This window comes from Tildeniella sp., from assembly GCF_059505325.1.
This window is the reverse complement of sequence record NZ_JCACKI010000076.1, coordinates 13,656-33,043: the sequence shown is the minus strand read 5'-3', so window position 1 is coordinate 33,043 and position 19,388 is coordinate 13,656. Positions and strand designations below refer to the sequence as shown.

The window sequence follows — 19,388 nt, the reverse complement described above, 5'->3', positions numbered from 1 at the left end:
TTTAACCAGGGTGTCTTTCGTCTACTGTCGAACGACAGTTCCAATTTGGTTCAAGCCATCAATAGCGGTCTACTGACAGCCGGATTCGGCAAAGAACTGATCGGGGTGGTTGAGGGCGTTACCAATCTCGACTTGAATGCGGATTACTTTGCTTATGTCTAGCCGTAGCCGACTGGGCGCAACAGACGGAAGCAGATCTTTAGGGTGCTGCCGTTGGTAGCGCAAAAATGTGGACAGCACCCGTTCGTTCTCCCCGATCATTCAGTGCCCTTGGGTCACCAACGACAACGTAACGACTTGAGAGGCTGACTATGGGCAGGAATTCCTTTCTATCCACTCGTGGTACTAGCTTGGCAAGTTGCGTCCAAGACTCTGCCCGTGGTTGACGATGAAAGAGAAACACTTCCCCTTGACTATTTTGGATAAGGGCGTTGTTCTGGGCACCAACGGCAGCGACCACTGCGTAATCCCCCTTCAGAGCGACCCTGGCACCAAAGCCGTAGTCAGCGATTAAACCGAACAGCCCGCCCGGACGATGCATATAGCGGGGTGCTAGTTTAGCCGTTTGTTGCCAATCACCACTGGCAGTCGGGCGTTTGGCAATGTAAGCAGAGCCGATAAAGGGGAAAGACGCTTCTAACGTCACACCGAGGAGCAAAGTATTCCCGTCCAAACCAACAGACGCAGTACCACCAATGATCTTCGGCGGCACCGGGAATACTAACTCCCGTTCGTAAGTCCAGGTGCCTGTTTGGGACTGGCGCTCAAAAAGTGCGCCAACAGCTCCCGCTGACTGGGTTTTAGTGCCACCCACTAGAATGGTGTTACCACTGACTGCCACGACTGAACCCAAACGAGTGGCTGGATCGGTAAACTTAAGCTCCGGGTTTGGGGGGATAACGAGATTCGCTGTATATGACCAGGTTGTTGTTATGGGGTCACGCTCAAACACATACACGCCTCTGTCATCCCCCACAACAACTGTATTCTGATCAAGTGCCACGTCATAGCCAAAGTGGAAGCCTGATTTTGGTTTGGGTGGAAAAAGCTTGGCTTGCTGTTTCCAGCTTGACCCCTCCCGCGTGAAGATGTAGACGGCTCCTGACCTATTAGTATATGGGAGGTCAGTGTTGGTCTCTGCGGTGGGAGCCGTTACAGCAATGATGTCGCCGCTTACCGCAACGCTGCGACCAAAGTTAGCACCCGCTTCTTCAATGTCATTCGGCAGCAGTTTTGCCCGCTCAACCCAAGTGGAGCCAGAGTGCTCAAAGACAAAAATACCAACTCCAGATGCGACCGCAAGCGTTTCCTGTTCAATCGCCAGAGCATAGCCAAACGCATTCAAGTGCTTAGCATCGCTACCATACAGCGTTAGGTCAGGTTGCGAGACAGGTTTGGCTTGCACAGCAACGACAACCAAAAGAGTGATGAAGCTGACCGCAACAGCAATCAATACACGCAGGTGAACTGTGGACATAACTAATGCTTTATCGATCAACTGATCAATTCATAAAGTAAAAAATAGCTTCATTCGAGTCATGGGGCGCTCTGTGGAAATACTAGGACATTGCTGCCTCTCTTACTTGCCTGGTTTGTATGACTTACCTATCTGTCACACGCTCTGAGTTTTGCCGCTTTTCCACCTACCTCTCAGTTAGTGCGATCGCCCACCTCTTAGATTCGCTTAACGCTAAGAAACCCAACCTTGCAATTACACAAAAGCGAATGATGCAACGCTACAATTTCGCCCTGCTGCATTCAGTTGGTCGTAAAAATAGCACTGGTGTTTAATGCTCTCGGCGACTGTGTTGTGCATGATTGCGATCGCGGCAACGTGAGCTGTATAAAAAGAGAAGCGCCTATTCCAGTCCACCGCTTTGTAAACCGATGAAACTGAAACCGAACTATGCGGCTCGATCGCTCATCTGCCTCGGTTGGACAGCAGCGCTAGGCTTGCTTGAGTTCATCACCCCAGGCGTTGTGCTTAGTCAAACGGTGCTCCCCTTCGACGAGCTGCCCTGCTACATCCGAACCCAGGATGGCAGAGTTGTGAATTTGCAGAGCCTTTGCAGTCGTTCTACCACTCCGCAAACTCAATGTAGCCCAATGAATCAGTCACCTCAACGAACGCTCTCACCATAGGTAGCGCCACTCAAGAAGCGCCCCTACACGCGCAAGCGATGCCTCTAGGAGCCATGCTCAAGGCAATCCAGACTCTGATGACGGTCGCTACTGAAGCAAACGAACTTATACCAATGCTACAAAATCGCCCTACAGATTCGTTCTTATTGCTGACCGCTGACCGCTGACCGCTAACCGCTGATCGCCAGCCGCAGTTTAGTGAAATGGTATTACCGCAGCGATCGTCGTACCTGAGCACTGATGGCATCCACTAGAAACGTCAGCAGAAGAAAGCTACCGAGTGTCACGATCGTGCCCCGATAATCAAAGCTACTCAGTTGCTCCGTCAGCAAGCGTCCTAAGCCACCAGCACCTACTAAACCCACAATCACCGTTTCGCGCATACAGACTTCCCAACGATACAGGTCATACGCCAGAAACCGAGGCAGGCTGAGCGGCAGCACACCATACAAAAAGACGAGCGAACCGGGCGCACCCTGTGCCTTAAGGGCTTCTAAGGGACGGGTATCCAGGTTTTCGATCGTCTCCGCCTTCAGCCGACCGAGAATGCCTAAGTTGTGGATACCAAGGGCGACCGCACCCGGTAGAATGCCAGGAAAGAGAACAAACAGCGCTACCAATGCCCAGATGGGTGCTGGAATCGCTCGCGCTAGCAGCAAGGCGGCTCGTGTCAGCAAAAACAGCCCCGCAGCGACCCAGCGGTTTGCTTGACGACCCGGATTCAGCACGCCACCGGGCAGCAAGACGTTTGATGCCGCTAGAAACGCCAGCAGCATACCGCCCAAGCCCGCCAGCGCGATCGCCAAAATGGACATCGCCACCGTTTCCATTGAGAGCGGTAAAAGTTGAGGCAGCAGGCTCCAATCCGGCGGCATGGACGATCGCGCCAATGCTCCTAACAGTTGACGGGTTCGAGTTGCCCAGAGCTTGCTGTAATCGGGATGGATCGACCAGAACGAGAAGAGCATCAATCCTAGAATGGTTAGCCCAATCGTGCTTCCCTGTAGTCTAGTGTTACGCGAGGAGCGTTGCATGGGAGGCTGCGTCGATCGTCGGGACGATGGCAAGTGCAGATCTAACCGATTCGCACAGTTCAAAAAGCGACGTACTCGTGCACTGCCAAAGTCCACCAGCCCATTCAACAGAAAAAGCGCATAGAAAAATGTCCAGAGCTGCTCGTACTGGAGCGATTGCAAACTCAGCAGAATTTCGTAGCCCAACCCGCCTGCACCAACGATGCCCAGCACCGCCGCCGATCGAATGGAACACTCAAAGCGATAAAAGGCGTAAGACACCAAGTTAAGCCCTGCCAGCGGCAGTAAGCCATAGCAAAACGCGATCGGTGCAGACACACCGCTATTCAACAAGACTTGTAAGGGCTGGCGCGGCGTTTCATCCAGAATTTCAGCAAACACTTTGGCAGTGATGGCTCCAAAAGGGATGGCGATCGCCAGAATCGCGGTCAACGGATCTAAACCCCAAAGGTTGATGAAGAACAAACCCCAGATCAGTTCGTGAATCGCGCGGGGCACTGCTAAAAGAAGGCGGATGCCATACCACCAGGAAGAGGCTTGCGGCTGGCGACGTGAGAACACAGACTCCCACCAGACTTGTGAAAGCAGAATGCCACCGATCGCGCCCAGAATCAGGCTAAACAACGTGCCACAAACGGCATACGCAAACGTTGTCACCGTAGCGCTGAGTGTTACCTGGAGCAAAGCTTGACTGAGATCGGGATGTATCGCTGCCTGGAGAAATTGCCAGAGCTGAGGAAAGCCAGCCACATTCAGCAACTCTCGTTGAAAGAGTCCTGCTGCCAGGAGGGAAAGGACGATCGCCCCCAGTCCCAGCAGTCCCCACCCAAGCGGTGCAGTGAAACCCGGTTGACGCGGTACGATTGTCCTCATTGCGGCTCAAGCTGATACAGAGCATTGAACATATCGGCGGTTACAGCCTCAGTCGCTGCGTCAAAGACCACTCGTCCCTGCCGTAACCCGATCAACCGCTGACAATAGTGACGCGCCATTGCAACATCGTGCAAACTCACAACTAAGGTTTGTCCTGCCTGCTCGCCCAGCGATCGCAGCAATGCCATCACTTCTCGACTGCGTTCCGGGTCAAGGCTTGCGATCGGTTCATCTGCCAGAATTGCCAGCGGGTTTTGTACCAGCACCCGCGCGATCGCCACACGCTGCTGTTCGCCACCAGAGAGGCGATCGGTGCGGGCATACAGTTTGTCAGGAATGCCCACCTGCGCCAACGCCTTGACTGCCGTTTCGACCTCCAGTGGCAGCAGCAAGGACAGTAACGCTTTGGGCAAAGACCAGCGTCCCAAATGTCCAGCATTGACATTGTGAACTACCCGCAAGGTGTCGATCAGGTGAAACTGTTGATAGATCGTGCCAATCTGTCGCTGCACCTGTCGTAAGCGTCGTGGTGAGAGTTGATTAAGGTTGCAGCCCAATGCCCAAACTTCCCCGATCGTGGGAGAAAGCGTACCGTTGAGCAGCCGCAGAAGAGTACTTTTCCCGGCTCCACTAGAGCCAACCAGCGCAATGCGTTCACCGGGATACAGTTGCAGGCTAACGTCCGTGAGTGCTTCACAATCTCCAAACCGCTGGGAAACGTGCTTCAGCTCAAACAGAGGCGCGATCGTCGTCATTCACTTCATCTTGCCTACTTAATCTTGCCAATTTCCCGTCCCACTTGCTCAATTTGGGCGTAGTTAGAATTTTGAGTCGGCACGAATTTTGTGGCATTGAATAAGTCTAGGATTTCCTTCTGTTCTGGCACAGCGGGATTGAGCTTGAGCAATGCCGATCGCACTTTCTCTTCAAAATCTCCCCCAAACTGCTGTTTCACCGCAGGATTAATCACCCAGTGGTAATCATAGTAAGACGGGGTGCGCCAGATTACTTCCACCTTGTTGGTATCCACCTTGCCTTCTTGCAAGCGACTGAGCCAGATTTTCTCGTTCAGCACGCCTGCATTGTACGTGCCAGCCTGCACCAGCTTGAGCGTGGCATCGTGGTTTTTGGAGAAACCTACCTCTCCCTTAAAGTCTGTCAGCTTGACATTCGCCTGCTGCAAAAAGTACTGAGGCATCAGCCGTCCCGAAGTCGAAGACTCGCTACCAAAGGTAAAAGTTTTGCCCTTCAGCGCCGTTAAGCCTTTCTGATTCGTGATGGGAGTCAGCCCGCTGTTCTTATTGGCAATAAAAATGCTGTGAAACCTGGCATCAATCTCTCGTTGCGCGATCGCCTCGGCACCGGGAACCTGCAACCGCGCCTGCACACCCGTTAAACCACCGAACCAAACCATTTGCAAATCGCCAATCTTAAAGGCAGTGACCGCTGCTGTGTAGTCGGTGACAGGTTTATAGGTCACAGGCACGTTTAATTCCTGCTGTAAGTAGGTTGATAGCTTGGCATAGAGACGTTGCAGTTGCTCCGGGTCTTGATCGGGAATGGCTCCGATCGTAAACACGGCTTTCGTTGCGGCATTCTTTGCGGCTTCAGGCGCATTAGCCGCTGGAGGCTGTGGCGAACAGGCAACGCTCAAACCCGATAGCAACAACATAGCGAAAGCGATCGTCCAATTACGCTTCATGTTCACTGATCAACGCCTTAACACACTCATGACATCGTAAACCGCAATGGCTCTTTGCGTCATACGAGTCAGGAAGCAACCGTTACAGAAAGGCTGTATGTCGTGTTGCAGTATCCAAACGTCACGTGGAGGGCTGCTGCTTGGATTACACAGAGCAACGTTCTCATGCTTGATCGATTGGGAACACTGAGAGTGAATCAACCTTGAGTCGTTCTTATTCGTCCAAAGCACTTTAGATTTGGCTCACTGTAATGGATCCACAAGCCTTTGCTAATCGACCCAACAAAGTTCTGCTTATCTTTTCGATCGCGATCATTTACTATGTCACGGCAAAACTTGGGCAATATCTTGCCATTCCACCCGGATTTATCACCCCCGTTTACCCCCCGTCTGGCATTGCACTTGCCGTCATTTTGCTTGTGGGCTATCGAGGTTGGGTAGGCATCTGGTTAGGAGCCGTAGTGGCTGCAACGTGGCCCCTGTGGGCAAATACGGGCATTCTATCCATGTCGATCGCATCGGGCATTGGCATTGCTACAGGCTCAGTGCTACAGGCACTCGCAGGCGCGTTTTTGATCAAGCGCTTCATCGGTTCTTACCAGGTCTTTAACAACGCACCGAATGTTACTAAATTTACTGGTATTGAACTGTTGAGCTGTATGGTGAGTCCGACCTTTGGGGCGACCACCATGTACTTTTGCGGCTTTATTGCTGGGAAAAACTACCTCATTAGCTGGGTAACGTTCTGGTTAGGAGATACCATTGGCGTTCTGGTTATTCTACCGCTGTTGCTGTTTTGGATTGAGCATTGGTTTAGCAAACGCAACCACACCGCCAATCAATCAACCTCCACAGAAGCGCAACCCTCATCTCCGCGATCGCTTCAGTTCATCCTGGAAGTGATGCTCTGGGCTGGCGCTCTGATAAGTGTGGGAACAGTCGCTTTTGGCTTTGGCTACCCGGTTGAATACTTGCTGATCCCGTTGCTTGTATGGTCAGCCTTTCGTGCTGAGCAACGGTTCACAGCCATTGCGATCGTGTTAGTTTCGGCGTTGGCGATCGCGGGTGCCATTCGAGGGACAAGTTCATTCAATCGCAGTACCCTCAACGAATCCCTGCTGCTATTGCAAGCGTTTATTGGCACGATCACGGTGACAACACTGATTCTATCAGCCGTCATTATTGAGCGCGAACAGGTAAAAGCACGGCTAGAGCTAGCCAATGAAGAACTAGAATTCAAAGTCGAGGAACGCACAGCAGCATTGAAGCAATCGAAAGAAACGGCTGAGGTTGCTAGTCGCGCCAAGAGTGAATTTCTGGCAAACATGAGCCACGAACTCCGCACCCCCCTCAACGGTATTTTGGGTTACGCCCAGATCCTCAATCGTTCCCAACACTGGGGAGACAAAGAGCGTAAGGGCGTTGAAATTATCTACCAATGCGGTTCCCACCTGTTAACTCTGATTAATGACATTTTAGATATTTCCAAAATTGAAGCTCGTCGTTTGGAATTAGACTCTCAGACGGTTAACTTACCCGGTTTGTTACAGGGCATTGCCGAGATTTTAAGCATTCGCGCAGAGCAAAAAGGTATTGAGTTTGTGTATTTGCCAGATGCCAAGCTGCCAGAAGGCGTTGAGGTCGATGAGAAACGGTTGCGGCAGGTATTGATCAATCTGTTGGGAAATGCGGTCAAGTTTACCGACCAGGGCAAGGTTCTCTTCAAAGTCAGTCCCATTGAAGATGAGGCATCGGGACTGAAGCAGGAAGAGAAGGCTCAATGTGCAACCGATTCGTCTCAAACTACCTGCCTGCGGTTCCAAATCGACGATACGGGCATTGGTATGAGTCCAGAGGCGTTAGAAAAAATCTTTCAGCCGTTTGAGCAGGTCAGCGATCAAAAACGGAATGCCGAAGGTACTGGGTTAGGACTAGCCATCAGTCAGACGATCGTCCAACTGATGGGCAGTCACATTCAGGTGCAAAGTCAGTTTGGCGCGGGCAGTACCTTTTTCTTTGATGTGGCACTGCCGATCGCCACAGAATGGCAACAGACCACGACCAATGCGACCGGAGAACAATTGGTGGGCTATCAAGGGGAACGGCAAACCATTTTGATCGTCGACGACAAATGGGAAAACCGCTCCGTCATTGTCAACTTGCTGGAACCCCTTGGCTTTACTGTGGTCGAAGCAGAGGATGGTCAGGATGGGTTGACAAAAGCCATCCACAGCAAGCCAAATCTCATCATCACCGATATTCTGATGCCAGTGATGGATGGCTACCAGTTGCTTCAACAGATTCGCCAGACTGAGCTGCTCAAGACGCTGCCCGTGATTGTCTCCTCTGCTTCCGTATCCAGCATAGATCAGCAGCAGAGCCTGGATGCTGGCGGCGATGATGTTCTGACCAAACCGGTACAGGTAGACGAGTTGTTTCAGCTACTCCGCAACTATCTGCAACTGACCTGGATTTATCAATCTACGGTTTCGGGGAAGGAACAGGTGCGATCGTCAATCCCTGCATCACACAGCAACCTCACTCCATCCATACAGCTAGTGATACCGCCATCCGCAGATTTGGAACAGTTGCTTCAGTTAGCCCAGCAGGGGCGCTTGAAAAAACTAACTGAGATTGCGAAAGGCTTAGCACACCAAAACCCTCAGTATGCGCCCCTGACAGAGCAACTGCTTGAACTGAGCAAGAGCTTTCAGGTCGCCAAATTGGAGGTGTTGCTTCAGCAACTACTCGATGAAAGTACCCGGAGTTGAGAAGAGGTTGAGCATGAAGGATACGCCGTTAATTTTAGTGGTTGATGATACGCTCGCCAATTTGGAGGTGGTGGCAGAAGTCTTGGGTGACGCTGGGTTTGAGGTGGCGATCGCCACTGATGGAGAGCGTGCGATCAAACAGGCAAGCATAAGCCAGCCAGATTTAATTTTGCTAGATGTGATGATGCCCGGTATTGATGGCTTTGAAACCTGCCGCCGCCTCAAGACCACTTCCGTCACCGATGACATTCCAGTGATTTTTATGACGGCTTTGTCTGACACAACCGACAAGGTTAGAGGCTTTAATTTGGGCGCGGTAGATTACGTCACCAAACCCTTTCAAGAAGCAGAGTTGCTTGCCCGTGTGACGACTCAATTGAAATTGCAACACCTGCGTCAAACGCTAGAGCAACAAGTCGAGCAACGCACCGCCGACCTCCAAAAGGCTCTACAACAAGTGCAGCAGTCGCAGGTACATTTAGTGCAATCCGAGAAGATGGCAGTGCTAGGGCAACTGGTGGCTGGCGTTGCCCATGAAATTAACAATCCCGTTAATTTTATTCATGGCAATCTCGCTCACGTGCAGGGGTATACCGACGATATTTTATCCTTCGTGCAGTTGTATCAACAGCACAGTGCCAATGCTGCACCCGAACTTCAAAAGGCTGCTGCAAATCTCGACTTAGAGTTTATTCAAGAAGATTTACCGAAAACCCTTACTTCGATGAAGATCGGCACCCAGCGGATCTGCGAAATTGTGCGATCGCTCCGCAATTTCTCCCGCCTTGATGAAGCGGACTGCAAAGCAGTAGACATCCACGAAGGTATCAATAGTACGCTGTTAATTTTGCAACATCGCCTCAAAAGTACACCCGAACATCCGGCAATTCAGGTCATACAAGAGTATGGTCAATTACCATCTGTAAAGTGCTATGCCGGATCACTGAACCAGGTGTTTATGAATATTTTGGTCAATGCCATTGATGCGTTGGAAGAACTGAGTGCTAAACGAACGTATCAAGAAAACCAGGACCATCCAAGTCAAATTACAATTCGGACGGCGGCAATTGACAACCAATGGGTACAAATTGCGATCGCGGATAATGGTTCTGGCATTCCCAAAGAGCTTCAACAGCGCATTTTTGATCCCTTCTTTACGACAAAGCCTGTTGGCAAAGGGACTGGCATGGGAATGTCCATTAGCCATCAAATCATTACCGAAAAACATCAGGGCAAACTCGTCTGTCTTTCGACACCGGATCAAGGAACAGAGTTTATTATCCAGATTCCCACACAACAGTAATTTTATGCTGCCAACTAACCAGCGCGTGCACAAACATGAAAAACTTTTGCTGGCAGTCGTTTTTAACGGTTAACGTTAAGTCTTTATCTGCTCGTAAAAAATCCGTCTAGGCAGCATTAATGGTGTTTTGAGGTCTGTCGATCATTTTCTGCGCGTCGCTCAGTTGGCGCGATCGCTGCACTAACGTTTTGACCATTTCAGCCTCTTTCAATCCCCTAGCGTCGATCGATTCAACACAAACCTGTCGTCGTTTGAGATCGTACAGATAGGTTTTATCGTAATAATCCAATACCATGTCGATCGCCGCAGCTAAATTGCCTTCGCGAATAAAGTCGATTGTTTGCTGAGTACGTTCGCCCCCAAGCCGCTTCTTTAAACGAATCGTAGCAGCAATAAGTGCTTCAGGTTCAACTGCACCATAGCCGTCCAGCAGTAAGTTGATGCGTTCTTGCCGCGATCGCTCCACCTGCAAGACTGGAGCTGCAACCATCTGTTGAAACAGCGTATCGGGTACGCGACAGGAACCAATCATGCGACTTTCGGCTTCAACCCAAATGGGGCGATCGACATGCAACGTCTGCCACTCCATCGCAATCAGGTTTTCAAACTGTTCTGTGCTGGGCTGTGGCGGCAAGCCAAGATTGCCATAGCTGCTGCCTCGGTGACTCGCCAGTTGCTCCAGATCCAGAATTTGTTCTCCTTGCTCCCTAAGTGCTTGCAGAATCAGGGTTTTGCCAGTGCCCGTCATGCCGCCCAACGTCACGATCGGCTTCGGTTCCATCAACGCTGCATGAACCCAATGGCGAAATCCTTTGTAACCCTGATCGAGTAACGCTACCTGAAAGCCTGCCGTTTCGAGCAGCCAAGCCATGCTGCCGCTACGCATTCCCCCACGCCAGCAGTGCACTCGTACCGTACGATCGGTTGCCAGCACTTTAGCTTGCGCGACGAAGGACGCTAATTTGGGTCCGGCGATCGACAGCCCCAACTCCACCGCGTCATCCCGCCCCTGCTGTTTGTAACACGTGCCAACCTGCGCCCGTTCTTCATTGCTAAACAGGGGAAAACTCACGGCTCCGGGGATGCGTCCCTGCTCATGCTCAGTCGGACTTCGTACATCCAGAAGCGCTCCGGGTGCAGTGAGAAAAGCGGCAATAGGCAATGTTTTGGGCATGAAAAAAAGGGGAGAGAGGAGGAACGACAATAAGTTTAGGACTACAAGCCGCCACCTTTGACTTCGCTGAGTTCAATTTCGTAGCCATTGGGATCGACAATGTAGATGGAGCGCGATTTTTCCCAATTGACAATACCGTACGGCATCGGCACACCTAAAGATTCGCATTTCTCAACAATCTCTGAGAAGTTTTGCACATGCAAACCAAAATGGGCAATGCCACCAGGTTTAGCCTTTTCAGGGTCTTCATAGAGACAGAGTTTGATCGCATCGTTACCAATAATTAAAGAGCGATCGGCGGATTGTTCTTTCTGAGTGCATCCCAGTTTTGTCAAACTCATTTTGAGAATTGTCCATTTAGATAGGCGCAGCGCTGTTTCAGCACCTGTGGTACGTTGTCCTCTTCCCACTGTGCTCCCGATATTTTGATGCGCTGCCCAACTTGTTTGACCGTCGATTCAAGCGCACCAGAACCAATGGCGATGCCTTCGGCTTGATAATAGCCGTCGTTAACAATTCATGCTCAATGCTTGTTGAGGTAGCCGATGAACGTCGCAACCCGCGCGTGATACCAATCCTCAAACAGGGCGATTGCCGCCTCCACAGCGCCCCGCCATCAGCACGCTTCTATCGCACTTTGCCGCCGTCTACACTCATCTCCTCAACCGTTCCTTCCACGGGTGGTAATGAGAAGGTTTGACGATGGACTAATCGTTGTTGAGTGCTGTGAGTTACCTTCACCCCAGTCAAGACTGCGATGTCTTCTGTCGCTCACTCATAGGACACGTTGGCACTCACCAACAACCAACACTGCTCTATTGGGCAAAGCAGGAATGTTCAAAGTTTATCGCTTCCTTTGAAACACAGCCCTAAGCACTTATACTCATCGCAAAAGTGGGATGTACTTCAACGGTATCATGTTATCTGGTTTTGTGACTTAGAAAGTCAGACTGAATGTTGTCTTGCCACCAACGTCAATAGTATGACGAATGAAGCAGTGAGTGAAACTGATCGCCAGCGCTGGCAAATCGAGGTGCTTTGGAAATTTCTGAAGATGTATCTTAAACTGGATCGTTTGACCACCAAGAACATTAATGGCGTGACGATCCAAATCTACATGGTTTTGATTGCCTATTTAATTCTAGAGTTAATAGAAACACCAGCTTTTTATGGGCATCAATTATTGGATAAATTGCGTTATTTGCAACTGGAATTGAGCCGTCGGTGCTCGATCTTTCACTGAAGTTTTGATCTGCTGCCAGAGACGCTTGTCTAATAAAATGCGAAGTTTTATGTCTAGATTCAACACTCCTGCTCAAACCCATCTTTTCAGCCAAGTAGCTCCTCTACCGTCGCTTCAACCATAGTGGCAGCATTGATCGCGTCTGTTGCCATTCTGGCGGCGAACGCGGATCGCAAAGGTGCCACGATTTGAAATGCTTCCACCGCAACGCTTTACCTTGATTTGGATGCGGCTGCCACTGTCGCAGACTATGCCGCTAAGCTCGATCCGGGTGGTTACTATGAAGTGCCGTTTGGCTTTACAGGGTCCCTCTCAGGCATTTGGAGTGCCGCGAATGGTAACGCTCTGGTCAGGGAGTTTACCTGATGCCGCTGGCAAATGCCGTTCCACCTGAAGCGGTGGGTATTGTGCTGCTTTACACGGGTACAAACGGCGCGGCACAGGGCTATCTCAATAAATACAATGGCAAATGGCTGTATCTCACGTTGGATGCTTTTCGTACCGTTGGTAACGCCAACAGTGGCGCGGCGATCGCGTTTAGCTGGACAGAGCCGCTCTTCACCCATCTGTGGAGCCAGTACACCCAAACACGGTGCCCAGTACTCACCAGCGTGGGAGGAGCCAGTACCAGGGGCGTTAGTGCGGCGGCTGATTATGCGGCAAACAAACGTATCACGCTGCCAGATGAGAGAGGACGTGTCTTTGCGGGTGCGGGGACGGGTTCCAGTTTGACGGCTCGGACACAGCACGAGCAAAAGGGTGAGGAGTTGCACGTACAGACCATCGCTGAGATGCCTACACATTCTCATAACGATCGGTTGCTTGTTTCCTTTACTGGTGGCGCGACTGGTTATGCTGGGCAATCTGGCTCATTAGCAAATGCCTTGCCCATTTTTAACACAGGCACTGGGAACGGTTTTAACGTGGTGCAACCGACGACGTTTGAGCATGTTTTAATCGCAGCAGGCACTTACTGATCATGTTCAGACATCACCCGGATGGCTTTATCTATCTGCTCGACTTACAGTTGCCGCTCGACTTCTGGCTGACGCAAGAACCGACATACACGCTACCAGCGCCCGCGACTGGACGCGAATATGTACAGGCACAAAAGCACACTCTCTCTGACGGTCTAGAGCAATGGGCGGGGGATCTGCCCTGGGCAGAGGGCGATCGCTACCTCTCACAGGTGGACGCTTACGCGCGTCTTTGGGAGCTTGCCAACACTCCTGCCGTCCTAGCACCCGCGCCACGATGGGGTGAGTTTCGCACGGCAATGCTGCTGGACCCTGATTACCGCACGATGTTGATCACGGTGATGAGTCCTACTTTTGGCGGTGGTGGGAATTGGCTTGGTACGACGATGCAGCAGGCAATCTCAATGCCATTGCCTGCCGTCGCGTTAGTAGCACCGCTTTGGAATCAGATCGTCGCGCTGGCTCCTCCACCCGCTGCGGCGGTGGCACGGTGGCGTAGTTATGTGCTGCAAAGTCATGTCGAGCTTGTGTTTGCGGACGATGGTACTTTGAGTGAGGCAGGCGGCGACTGATGGTAGACACCGCTTTTCTCACGACAGTGGGCGGCTTGGCAACCGGGGCTTTCGGTGCCTATTGGACGGTTCGCACTTACTTTTTGAAGCGACAGGATGAACTTGCCGATCGCCAACGGCAGGCACTCGAACGAGCACAGGCAGAAATCGAACGGCAGAAGGCAGAACGCCAGAAGGAGCTAGATGTCTATGCAGCAGGCAAAACGAAGGAGTATGCCGCTAAGCAAGATTTTAATCATTTGCTGAGAAAATACGATGCTCTGAACGCTAATCTGACGATCCTCCATGACTTTCAAGAGAAACGAGCCTCAGACATTGAGGCTGATCTACGAACGCTCATGCAAATGATGCAATTGCTCTTAGTGTCAGCAGGGCAGAGTGAAACTGCCGTGATGCGGTACTTGAAGCGTGAGGAGTAGGGAGCGTTTGGGGACACTGAGCAAGTACTATCACACTACGTTTATGAGCGCGTCTAAGATTAGTTTTTTTGCACGGTTGGGTGGGATGCTCTCCTCCCTGTTTTTGAAGGGTAAGGACAAGCAAAAGTCCCTGGATATCAGCAACCAGGTGGGAGACGTGGCAGAGGCGATTGAGGAAGAGAAGCGTCATTAAGTACTAGTTGCCACCATTGCGATGCTGCAAAATGTCGAGGATGCGGCGGTTCTCGGTTTGTAACCCTCTGACTTCTGATTGCATCTCTGACATGGACTGTTGTGTATCTGCGATCAACTGTTGCAGCGTGCCGATCGCTTGAAAAGCTTCAATTTGGATGTTTGCCAGACGATCGACCGATTGCATGGTGATAGTCAGTTGCTGGGTGTTCTCATTGGTGCGTTCAACAAGCTGTTCTAGGATGGCTTCGATGCGGTCAAGACGGTTAGGTGTGTCGTTAGATTGAGTCATAGTGAAGGCATTAGATCAATAAAGCCAGAGTAACATTGCGCTACTCTGGCTTCTTTTTATGACTGGAGAATAAGAATCGTCAGATGATGTTAGGCAGCGATCGCCTCAGCTTCGATCTGTCTACCGTATTTGAGGTTGTAAGAGAAATGCACCTTGAGGTGAGCGTTTGGCTCTAGAGCATTCCACAAAAGCTCAAAAGCTTTATCGGTCTCATAGTCGGTTTCAAGCTGGGAATCGTACTCGCGCTGTTCTTGGTGCAACATCGCATACACACCGTACTTTGTCTTGCCATCCTGTTCCCACGTGCGGCACTGTAGTTCAGGATTAAAACCAAGCCCTTGAGCCAGGTTGAGAATCTCCATAACGCTCATGTTATCGACTTCATGTAGAGCTATGAATAGCCTGATTTCGCCTTTTCTGGGAACCAGTTCCATTTGCTTAATTTCGCTCAATTGCGCCCTCCTGTTTCAGCTCTAAATTGACAGAAAAACCTTTTGCTGCTGACACGCGAAACACCTTGGACTGTAACCAGGGTGCCCCCTTGGTTAGTGCGTTGTGCAGCGATTTCAGCGCAACGCCTCTCCGCCTCCTCTTGGGTGGTAGCCCATACCTCTTCAGAGTCGTTTACCGTCTCTGCATCTGGATCTTCTAGCATTTTAGCGGCTCCGGTAGCAGGTGCTTGTGAAGCTGCCTTACTTGCCCCTGCGGCTCCACCGACATTCCTAGTAATCTCACTCCACATTTGCCCCTCGCCGGAACCATCGCCACACGCCGTCAGGGTGAGGCTGAGCAGTCCCAAGACAATGAAAAGTCGCTTCATTGCTTAACCCTTCCCACAGTAGGTCTTACCATCTCGACCTTTTTCGCATCCGTAACTGGTGCGGGTCTGTGGTGTGGGGCTGCCGTCTGTGATCGATGCCTGATATTACTCTAAGGTTTGCCCCCGTTCAGCATCGATTTCAGCATCGATTTCGGCATCGATCGCCGCTGTCTCGCTCGGAGGGATGCTTACGGGAGCCGATGGTGCCACAACTCTAGGCGATAGCGATAGAGCTTGAGTTCGAGCAATAGGCTGAGGAGCCACAACTGTTGGAGCAACAGCAGCCTGTGATGGCTCGGATTGGGTGGGGGGAACGCGAAATCATCGGTTTTGAAGATTTCCGGTATTGGTTGTATTCGCCCACCGTCAGCCCCGCCGGGACATGGGGTTGATCGGAAGGTCGAGGCTGATTGTAAACGCTACCGATCGCCACCTGTGCCCATTGGAGACAAACGTTTGAGGTCTGACCGGGTTGGGGACTGAGCACGATCGCACTCAGTTGTGCCCCGGTAATTGCTGCCAGCGAAACGATCGCCGGATGCTTGAAATTTGACATGATTGGATTGCTCCTAGTTCGGTGTACTCGGACTGGGGGAAGTCGTCTTGGGGTTGTGTGTCACCACTACCTCAAGGCGCATCGCTTTTGAATGTTAGGTTTGAATCACCTCCTGTTAGGGGAAAACGTATGAGCGAACGGTTAGACCGGATTGAAGCTGCCCTCGAACGCACTGGACAGCAGATGGATTCTCAAGTCGAAGTCAATGCCACTTTGAGAACGTCAGTAGAAGTGTTGAACAATTCTGTTGAAACTCTCAGACTGGGCTTAGCAGATACAAGAAGAAGCGTTGAAACTCTTGCTCAAACGGTTGGGGTTCTAGCCCAGGCGGTTGGTGGAACGAGTCAAACGATTGGGCTTGTTGGTCAAAATGTGAACCTGACCAACCAGAACGTGAATCGATTAATCGAGAGCATTGATGGCTTGCAGCAAATTGCCACCATCCACCAACAAACCTTTGAGCGTTTGATCGAAGAGTTTCGGCAGCATCGCAGTGATGGGCACGGGGCTTAGTTACACGACAATTCACCTCCTTTTGATGAGCGCTGAAACCTATTGCTACTAGGTTTCAGCGTTTTTTGTTTGGATGCGTCCAAAATTTAACGGCAAATCATGAACAGAACAACCGAGCAAATTGCAGAGATCCTGAATTTGCTGAATCGTAAATCGTGGTTCTCGCTGTCCTGAAGTCCAGTAGAAAAAAGCTCTAGGAGTGACTCCTAAAACGTCGATAACCTGTTCTGGGGTTACGTTTCTTTCTTGCAGGAAGGTCATGAACTGAGACTCGGAATTGTGACGATCTTTACTCATCTTAGCTGAACTCTTGTTCAGTTGACTACAACAGCACGGGATTGGTTCGCTGCCGCCCGTGCTGTTCACTAATCATCCATCCCAAGTGGCGATCGACCCAACCGCTAACCCACTCAACCTTTCAGGAGGCAATTTTGACGGACTTAGAAAACCTGCAAACGCAAGACAACCCCGAACAAGTAGAAGAGCAGCGCCAACTCGACATCATCGAACAGATTACAGACCTGTTTCAGCAACTCTCCCCAGAGGCTCAAGAGGACTTGCTAGATGTGCTTGCAGAAGATGAAGACCTTGATGACGAGGACGACGACGCATGAAACCAATCACTTATTGGGTTCAGAACGACGCAGTTAACCGTCTGGCTGCCGAGTATGGTAGCCATCTGCAAAACCTAGAGGCGAACGATCGACGCCTACTTATCGCCTATCTCGCACTCGACACGGTGGCACAGAGAAGCCAAGTCTTTCAGCAGTTTCTCGCTGAATTTGAAGAGTCAGCCCCAATCAGCGACCAGTTAGACGCAGCTATCAGCCTGATTGACCCCTTGGATCGACACCAGAAAGACTTGCTGATGGAAGCGATCGCCGCCACGCTCACCCATCAGCCACAAAAAACAGGCACCCCTAGCCACTAAGGATGCCCACTCGATATTGGATTGACAAAAATCTTTGTACTACCAGGATTCTACCCCATGCCCACAGACATCGATGTCAGCCTCCAAACCGACATCCCTGAAGATCTGTACAACCGCGTTTTAGACTTTCTGACCGCTAACCCCGCGTGGAGCCAGGACGACTTTGTGACCTGTGCCCTTGCCATGTTCCTGATGCAAGTCGGCGACAGCTCCACCAGCGCCGCCCGGATTTATCTCGATCGCACCTTCAAGCGGTTGGAGTCGGTGGGATGAGCGATCGTACAGACTAGGCGCTTGCCAACCTCACCTATGAAGTGATCGCCGTCACGGTTGACCAGTTGCAGTTCTACCAACGGCTGCATCAGGTTGCCCCCAGCTTGGTCAGTGAGCACGATTTGGGAATCGTACAACAACGGCTCAATCGACTGCGAACGATGTTCAAAGCGTTGCAGCAGTCCAAAGGCATTTGATGAGTAGGGCTAGAGGAATGCCCCCCTCTAGCCCTTTGTTTTGCCTTACAAACTATGCCTACTCTACCAAACTCGCCCTCATTTCGCTACGTTCCAGACCGTACAGAAGCCCTTCTGTCACTGTTTCCGCACCGCTTCAATTTTCTCTACGCTGAACACCCCATCCCACGCGCCACCCCCGAATGGCGCACTGAGAACAGGCATCCTTTGAGCGATCGACTCATTCGGCAGGGTGCCTATGTTTATGGTGTGCGCTTTGGGAAGCTGACTCGCTATGCCATGCTCGACATCGATGCAGGCAGCATCTACCATCCGCAACGCGATCGCTTTGCCATCGACCGCATTATGGCAGCGCTCGAACCACTGGGCATCGTCGCTCATCTCGCTGTCACCAGTTCCTACAGTGCTGGCGTTCATCTCTACTTACCGTTCGAGCAGCCGCAGAAAAGTTGGGAGCTGGCAGCAGCCATTAGCAGCGTTTTAGAAAGCGCTGGTTTCAAGATCGAACCAGGAATACTGGAACTCTACCCCAATCCTCGTAGCTGGGACCCTGAGACAACCACACTCTACAACGGGCACCGTCTACCGCTCCAAGCGGGTTCCTATCTTCTGACTGCTGACTACAACTTGACCAACGCGAATGATGACCTGTTCTGCCAGCGCTGGCAGTTCTGTACGTTAAAAAATGACGTACAAACTGCCGTGCTCAAACGAGCCATTCGACGCACCCGGCGCAAGCATGAGCGTCTGTCACATCGTGCCAGCAAGTTCCTCAATGATTTGAACTGCTGCATTGATTTGGGTTGGAGTGGTCATGGACAAACAAACTTGATTCTTGGACGCATTGCGCTGCGCTCCTATGTGTTCGGTCACATCCTCAAGAAAATGGCTCCGTTGGAGGGCGATCGCCTCATTGCTGACATTGTTGCCACTGCTATGCAGCTGCCGGGCTACCGCGATTGGTGCCGTCATCAGCATGAAATTTGGCGGCGAGCTGAAGATTGGGCGCGTTGCGTCGAGAATTCCCGCTATTGGCACTGTGGCGTACCCAAACCGGAATCAGTAGACACGACAGAAAGTGAAGTTGGTCCGGAGTGTGGGAACACTTGGAATCTGTTTCAGCAGTTGCAGGCGCGATCACGCTTACGTGATGCCATTGCTGACCTGCTCAACCGGGAAGCACTACCCGCCACGGCGCGCGATCGCTTTTGTGCCCTCGTCACCCGCTACCAGTTCAGCGGCTCCACGCTCTACCATCACCGTGACCTGTGGCACCCCGACTGCCTGTGGATACCCCCCCGGACCCCCCTGACTTTTTTAAGCTTCCCGGTCAGTCCAGCGCTGGGGGCGCGACTGAACCGGAGGGCGCTCCAAGCTTATTAGCACCAAGTGGACGTAACACCA

At 51.4% G+C, this 19,388-nt stretch carries 28 protein-coding genes and 1 pseudogene; 17 read left to right on the top strand and 12 right to left on the bottom strand.

The window, feature by feature from the left end; genetic code table 11:
* Window positions 1–199 precede the first annotated feature (199 nt).
* On the bottom strand, window positions 200–1,477 hold the full coding sequence (locus AC5JO6_RS28150; protein WP_496084365.1) for an FG-GAP repeat protein: 1,278 nt from the start codon (window positions 1,475–1,477) through the stop codon (window positions 200–202).
* A gap of 119 nt (window positions 1,478–1,596) precedes the next feature.
* Here AC5JO6_RS28150 and AC5JO6_RS28145 point away from each other — a divergent pair, with 119 nt between their 5' ends.
* On the top strand, window positions 1,597–1,791 hold the full coding sequence (locus tag AC5JO6_RS28145) for a hypothetical protein (RefSeq protein ID WP_496084364.1): 195 nt from the start codon (window positions 1,597–1,599) through the stop codon (window positions 1,789–1,791).
* A 96-nt stretch (window positions 1,792–1,887) separates the two neighbouring features.
* On the top strand, window positions 1,888–2,142 hold the full coding sequence (locus AC5JO6_RS28140) for a hypothetical protein (RefSeq protein WP_496084363.1): 255 nt from the start codon (window positions 1,888–1,890) through the stop codon (window positions 2,140–2,142).
* Window positions 2,143–2,351: 209 nt separating this feature from the next.
* Here the strand turns inward: AC5JO6_RS28140 and AC5JO6_RS28135 are convergent, their stop codons facing one another.
* Genes AC5JO6_RS28135 through AC5JO6_RS28125 form a run of 3 tightly spaced genes read right to left on the bottom strand, consistent with a single transcriptional unit; the run spans window position 2,352 to window position 5,751 of the window.
* On the bottom strand, window positions 2,352–4,049 hold the full coding sequence (locus AC5JO6_RS28135) for a PhnE/PtxC family ABC transporter permease (RefSeq protein WP_496084362.1): 1,698 nt from the start codon (window positions 4,047–4,049) through the stop codon (window positions 2,352–2,354).
* A complete protein-coding gene (locus AC5JO6_RS28130) occupies window positions 4,046–4,804 on the bottom strand; it encodes a phosphonate ABC transporter ATP-binding protein (RefSeq protein ID WP_496084361.1) in 759 nt (252 codons plus the stop codon). The genes AC5JO6_RS28135 and AC5JO6_RS28130 overlap by 4 nt, the downstream gene beginning before the upstream one ends.
* A gap of 14 nt (window positions 4,805–4,818) precedes the next feature.
* Complete coding sequence (locus tag AC5JO6_RS28125) at window positions 4,819–5,751, bottom strand: putative selenate ABC transporter substrate-binding protein (RefSeq protein WP_496084360.1); 933 nt, start codon at window positions 5,749–5,751, stop codon at window positions 4,819–4,821.
* Window positions 5,752–6,002: 251 nt separating this feature from the next.
* Between AC5JO6_RS28125 and AC5JO6_RS28120 the strand changes: the two genes are divergently transcribed.
* Window positions 6,003–8,522 carry an MASE1 domain-containing protein gene (locus AC5JO6_RS28120; RefSeq protein ID WP_496084359.1) on the top strand — a complete coding sequence of 840 codons (2,520 nt, stop codon included), beginning with the start codon at window positions 6,003–6,005 and terminating at the stop codon, window positions 8,520–8,522.
* Between the two features lie 13 nt (window positions 8,523–8,535).
* Complete coding sequence (locus tag AC5JO6_RS28115) at window positions 8,536–9,825, top strand: hybrid sensor histidine kinase/response regulator (RefSeq protein WP_496084358.1); 1,290 nt, start codon at window positions 8,536–8,538, stop codon at window positions 9,823–9,825.
* Window positions 9,826–9,931: 106 nt separating this feature from the next.
* Here AC5JO6_RS28115 and mnmH read toward each other — a convergent pair whose 3' ends face one another.
* From mnmH to AC5JO6_RS28100, 3 genes and pseudogenes are all read right to left on the bottom strand, one after another.
* Window positions 9,932–10,999: a tRNA 2-selenouridine(34) synthase MnmH gene (mnmH, locus tag AC5JO6_RS28110; RefSeq protein WP_496084357.1), complete on the bottom strand. Its 1,068-nt coding sequence runs from the start codon at window positions 10,997–10,999 to the stop codon at window positions 9,932–9,934.
* Between the two features lie 41 nt (window positions 11,000–11,040).
* Complete coding sequence (locus tag AC5JO6_RS28105; protein WP_496084356.1) at window positions 11,041–11,340, bottom strand: VOC family protein; 300 nt, start codon at window positions 11,338–11,340, stop codon at window positions 11,041–11,043.
* Window positions 11,337–11,516 (bottom strand): annotated as a pseudogene (locus tag AC5JO6_RS28100) (ISKra4 family transposase); the annotation flags it as partial. The gene AC5JO6_RS28105 and the pseudogene AC5JO6_RS28100, both read right to left, overlap by 4 nt.
* Before the next feature lie 9 nt (window positions 11,517–11,525).
* On the opposite strand from AC5JO6_RS28100, the gene AC5JO6_RS28095 reads away from it, so the two are divergent.
* The 7 genes from AC5JO6_RS28095 to AC5JO6_RS28065 all read left to right on the top strand — a co-directional run bounded on the left by AC5JO6_RS28095 (window position 11,526) and on the right by AC5JO6_RS28065 (window position 14,403).
* The gene (locus tag AC5JO6_RS28095) at window positions 11,526–11,699 is read left to right on the top strand and encodes a hypothetical protein (protein ID WP_496084355.1); all 174 of its coding nucleotides are present in this window, start codon (window positions 11,526–11,528) and stop codon (window positions 11,697–11,699) included.
* Between the two features lie 87 nt (window positions 11,700–11,786).
* A complete protein-coding gene (locus AC5JO6_RS28090; RefSeq protein ID WP_496084354.1) occupies window positions 11,787–12,242 on the top strand; it encodes a transposase in 456 nt (151 codons plus the stop codon).
* 222 nt (window positions 12,243–12,464) lie between these two features.
* The gene (locus AC5JO6_RS28085; protein WP_496084353.1) at window positions 12,465–12,608 is read left to right on the top strand and encodes a hypothetical protein; all 144 of its coding nucleotides are present in this window, start codon (window positions 12,465–12,467) and stop codon (window positions 12,606–12,608) included.
* Window positions 12,608–13,219: a hypothetical protein gene (locus tag AC5JO6_RS28080; RefSeq protein ID WP_496084352.1), complete on the top strand. Its 612-nt coding sequence runs from the start codon at window positions 12,608–12,610 to the stop codon at window positions 13,217–13,219. Before AC5JO6_RS28085 ends, AC5JO6_RS28080 begins: the two co-directional genes overlap by 1 nt.
* A 2-nt stretch (window positions 13,220–13,221) precedes the next feature.
* Window positions 13,222–13,791 (top strand): hypothetical protein, encoded by a 570-nt coding sequence (locus AC5JO6_RS28075; RefSeq protein ID WP_496084351.1) that lies wholly within the window; start codon window positions 13,222–13,224, stop codon window positions 13,789–13,791.
* Complete coding sequence (locus AC5JO6_RS28070; RefSeq protein ID WP_496084350.1) at window positions 13,791–14,210, top strand: hypothetical protein; 420 nt, start codon at window positions 13,791–13,793, stop codon at window positions 14,208–14,210. Before AC5JO6_RS28075 ends, AC5JO6_RS28070 begins: the two co-directional genes overlap by 1 nt.
* 43 nt (window positions 14,211–14,253) lie before the next feature.
* A complete protein-coding gene (locus tag AC5JO6_RS28065) occupies window positions 14,254–14,403 on the top strand; it encodes a hypothetical protein (protein WP_496084349.1) in 150 nt (49 codons plus the stop codon).
* A 3-nt stretch (window positions 14,404–14,406) separates the two neighbouring features.
* On the opposite strand, the gene AC5JO6_RS28060 is transcribed toward AC5JO6_RS28065, so the two are convergent.
* The 4 genes from AC5JO6_RS28060 to AC5JO6_RS28045 all read right to left on the bottom strand — a co-directional run bounded on the left by AC5JO6_RS28060 (window position 14,407) and on the right by AC5JO6_RS28045 (window position 16,070).
* Window positions 14,407–14,694: a hypothetical protein gene (locus AC5JO6_RS28060; protein ID WP_496084348.1), complete on the bottom strand. Its 288-nt coding sequence runs from the start codon at window positions 14,692–14,694 to the stop codon at window positions 14,407–14,409.
* Window positions 14,695–14,783: 89 nt separating this feature from the next.
* Window positions 14,784–15,065, bottom strand: coding sequence for a hypothetical protein (locus AC5JO6_RS28055; RefSeq protein ID WP_496084347.1), 282 nt, complete (start codon window positions 15,063–15,065; stop codon window positions 14,784–14,786).
* A 77-nt stretch (window positions 15,066–15,142) separates the two neighbouring features.
* Entirely contained in the window at window positions 15,143–15,514 is a 372-nt protein-coding gene (locus AC5JO6_RS28050; protein ID WP_496084346.1) for a hypothetical protein, read from the bottom strand.
* Between the two features lie 214 nt (window positions 15,515–15,728).
* Window positions 15,729–16,070, bottom strand: a complete 342-nt coding sequence (locus AC5JO6_RS28045) for a hypothetical protein (RefSeq protein WP_496084345.1) — start codon at window positions 16,068–16,070, stop codon at window positions 15,729–15,731.
* 129 nt (window positions 16,071–16,199) lie between these two features.
* Here AC5JO6_RS28045 and AC5JO6_RS28040 point away from each other — a divergent pair, with 129 nt between their 5' ends.
* A complete protein-coding gene (locus AC5JO6_RS28040) occupies window positions 16,200–16,583 on the top strand; it encodes a hypothetical protein (protein ID WP_496084344.1) in 384 nt (127 codons plus the stop codon).
* Window positions 16,584–16,631: 48 nt separating this feature from the next.
* Here AC5JO6_RS28040 and AC5JO6_RS28035 read toward each other — a convergent pair whose 3' ends face one another.
* The gene (locus AC5JO6_RS28035) at window positions 16,632–16,880 is read right to left on the bottom strand and encodes a helix-turn-helix domain-containing protein (protein WP_496084343.1); all 249 of its coding nucleotides are present in this window, start codon (window positions 16,878–16,880) and stop codon (window positions 16,632–16,634) included.
* Between the two features lie 41 nt (window positions 16,881–16,921).
* Here AC5JO6_RS28035 and AC5JO6_RS28030 point away from each other — a divergent pair, with 41 nt between their 5' ends.
* Genes AC5JO6_RS28030 through AC5JO6_RS28010 form a run of 5 tightly spaced genes read left to right on the top strand, consistent with a single transcriptional unit; the run spans window position 16,922 to window position 19,367 of the window.
* Window positions 16,922–17,197 (top strand): hypothetical protein, encoded by a 276-nt coding sequence (locus AC5JO6_RS28030; protein ID WP_496084342.1) that lies wholly within the window; start codon window positions 16,922–16,924, stop codon window positions 17,195–17,197.
* A complete protein-coding gene (locus AC5JO6_RS28025; RefSeq protein ID WP_496084341.1) occupies window positions 17,194–17,514 on the top strand; it encodes a hypothetical protein in 321 nt (106 codons plus the stop codon). The genes AC5JO6_RS28030 and AC5JO6_RS28025 overlap by 4 nt, the downstream gene beginning before the upstream one ends.
* A gap of 57 nt (window positions 17,515–17,571) precedes the next feature.
* Window positions 17,572–17,787 (top strand): DUF2811 domain-containing protein, encoded by a 216-nt coding sequence (locus AC5JO6_RS28020; protein WP_496084340.1) that lies wholly within the window; start codon window positions 17,572–17,574, stop codon window positions 17,785–17,787.
* 41 nt (window positions 17,788–17,828) lie between these two features.
* Window positions 17,829–17,984, top strand: coding sequence for a hypothetical protein (locus tag AC5JO6_RS28015; RefSeq protein WP_496084339.1), 156 nt, complete (start codon window positions 17,829–17,831; stop codon window positions 17,982–17,984).
* Between the two features lie 54 nt (window positions 17,985–18,038).
* Window positions 18,039–19,367 (top strand): hypothetical protein, encoded by a 1,329-nt coding sequence (locus AC5JO6_RS28010; RefSeq protein WP_496084338.1) that lies wholly within the window; start codon window positions 18,039–18,041, stop codon window positions 19,365–19,367.
* Window positions 19,368–19,388 lie beyond the last annotated feature (21 nt).

Bases quoted from the DNA above. Each gene is read 5' to 3' on its own strand.
- AC5JO6_RS28150 (WP_496084365.1), bottom strand. From the start codon at position 1,477: ATGTCCACAGTTCACCTGCGTGTATTGATTGCTGTTGCGGTCAGCTTC.
- AC5JO6_RS28145 (WP_496084364.1), top strand. From the start codon at position 1,597: ATGACTTACCTATCTGTCACACGCTCTGAGTTTTGCCGCTTTTCCACC.
- AC5JO6_RS28140 (WP_496084363.1), top strand. From the start codon at position 1,888: ATGAAACTGAAACCGAACTATGCGGCTCGATCGCTCATCTGCCTCGGT.
- AC5JO6_RS28135 (WP_496084362.1), bottom strand. From the start codon at position 4,049: ATGAGGACAATCGTACCGCGTCAACCGGGTTTCACTGCACCGCTTGGG.
- AC5JO6_RS28130 (WP_496084361.1), bottom strand. From the start codon at position 4,804: ATGACGACGATCGCGCCTCTGTTTGAGCTGAAGCACGTTTCCCAGCGG.
- AC5JO6_RS28125 (WP_496084360.1), bottom strand. From the start codon at position 5,751: ATGAAGCGTAATTGGACGATCGCTTTCGCTATGTTGTTGCTATCGGGT.
- AC5JO6_RS28120 (WP_496084359.1), top strand. From the start codon at position 6,003: ATGGATCCACAAGCCTTTGCTAATCGACCCAACAAAGTTCTGCTTATC.
- AC5JO6_RS28115 (WP_496084358.1), top strand. From the start codon at position 8,536: ATGAAGGATACGCCGTTAATTTTAGTGGTTGATGATACGCTCGCCAAT.
- mnmH (WP_496084357.1), bottom strand. From the start codon at position 10,999: ATGCCCAAAACATTGCCTATTGCCGCTTTTCTCACTGCACCCGGAGCG.
- AC5JO6_RS28105 (WP_496084356.1), bottom strand. From the start codon at position 11,340: ATGAGTTTGACAAAACTGGGATGCACTCAGAAAGAACAATCCGCCGAT.
- AC5JO6_RS28095 (WP_496084355.1), top strand. From the start codon at position 11,526: ATGCTTGTTGAGGTAGCCGATGAACGTCGCAACCCGCGCGTGATACCA.
- AC5JO6_RS28080 (WP_496084352.1), top strand. From the start codon at position 12,608: ATGCCGCTGGCAAATGCCGTTCCACCTGAAGCGGTGGGTATTGTGCTG.
- AC5JO6_RS28075 (WP_496084351.1), top strand. From the start codon at position 13,222: ATGTTCAGACATCACCCGGATGGCTTTATCTATCTGCTCGACTTACAG.
- AC5JO6_RS28070 (WP_496084350.1), top strand. From the start codon at position 13,791: ATGGTAGACACCGCTTTTCTCACGACAGTGGGCGGCTTGGCAACCGGG.
- AC5JO6_RS28065 (WP_496084349.1), top strand. From the start codon at position 14,254: ATGAGCGCGTCTAAGATTAGTTTTTTTGCACGGTTGGGTGGGATGCTC.
- AC5JO6_RS28060 (WP_496084348.1), bottom strand. From the start codon at position 14,694: ATGACTCAATCTAACGACACACCTAACCGTCTTGACCGCATCGAAGCC.
- AC5JO6_RS28055 (WP_496084347.1), bottom strand. From the start codon at position 15,065: ATGAGCGTTATGGAGATTCTCAACCTGGCTCAAGGGCTTGGTTTTAAT.
- AC5JO6_RS28050 (WP_496084346.1), bottom strand. From the start codon at position 15,514: ATGAAGCGACTTTTCATTGTCTTGGGACTGCTCAGCCTCACCCTGACG.
- AC5JO6_RS28045 (WP_496084345.1), bottom strand. From the start codon at position 16,070: ATGTCAAATTTCAAGCATCCGGCGATCGTTTCGCTGGCAGCAATTACC.
- AC5JO6_RS28040 (WP_496084344.1), top strand. From the start codon at position 16,200: ATGAGCGAACGGTTAGACCGGATTGAAGCTGCCCTCGAACGCACTGGA.
- AC5JO6_RS28035 (WP_496084343.1), bottom strand. From the start codon at position 16,880: ATGAGTAAAGATCGTCACAATTCCGAGTCTCAGTTCATGACCTTCCTG.
- AC5JO6_RS28025 (WP_496084341.1), top strand. From the start codon at position 17,194: ATGAAACCAATCACTTATTGGGTTCAGAACGACGCAGTTAACCGTCTG.
- AC5JO6_RS28020 (WP_496084340.1), top strand. From the start codon at position 17,572: ATGCCCACAGACATCGATGTCAGCCTCCAAACCGACATCCCTGAAGAT.
- AC5JO6_RS28010 (WP_496084338.1), top strand. From the start codon at position 18,039: ATGCCTACTCTACCAAACTCGCCCTCATTTCGCTACGTTCCAGACCGT.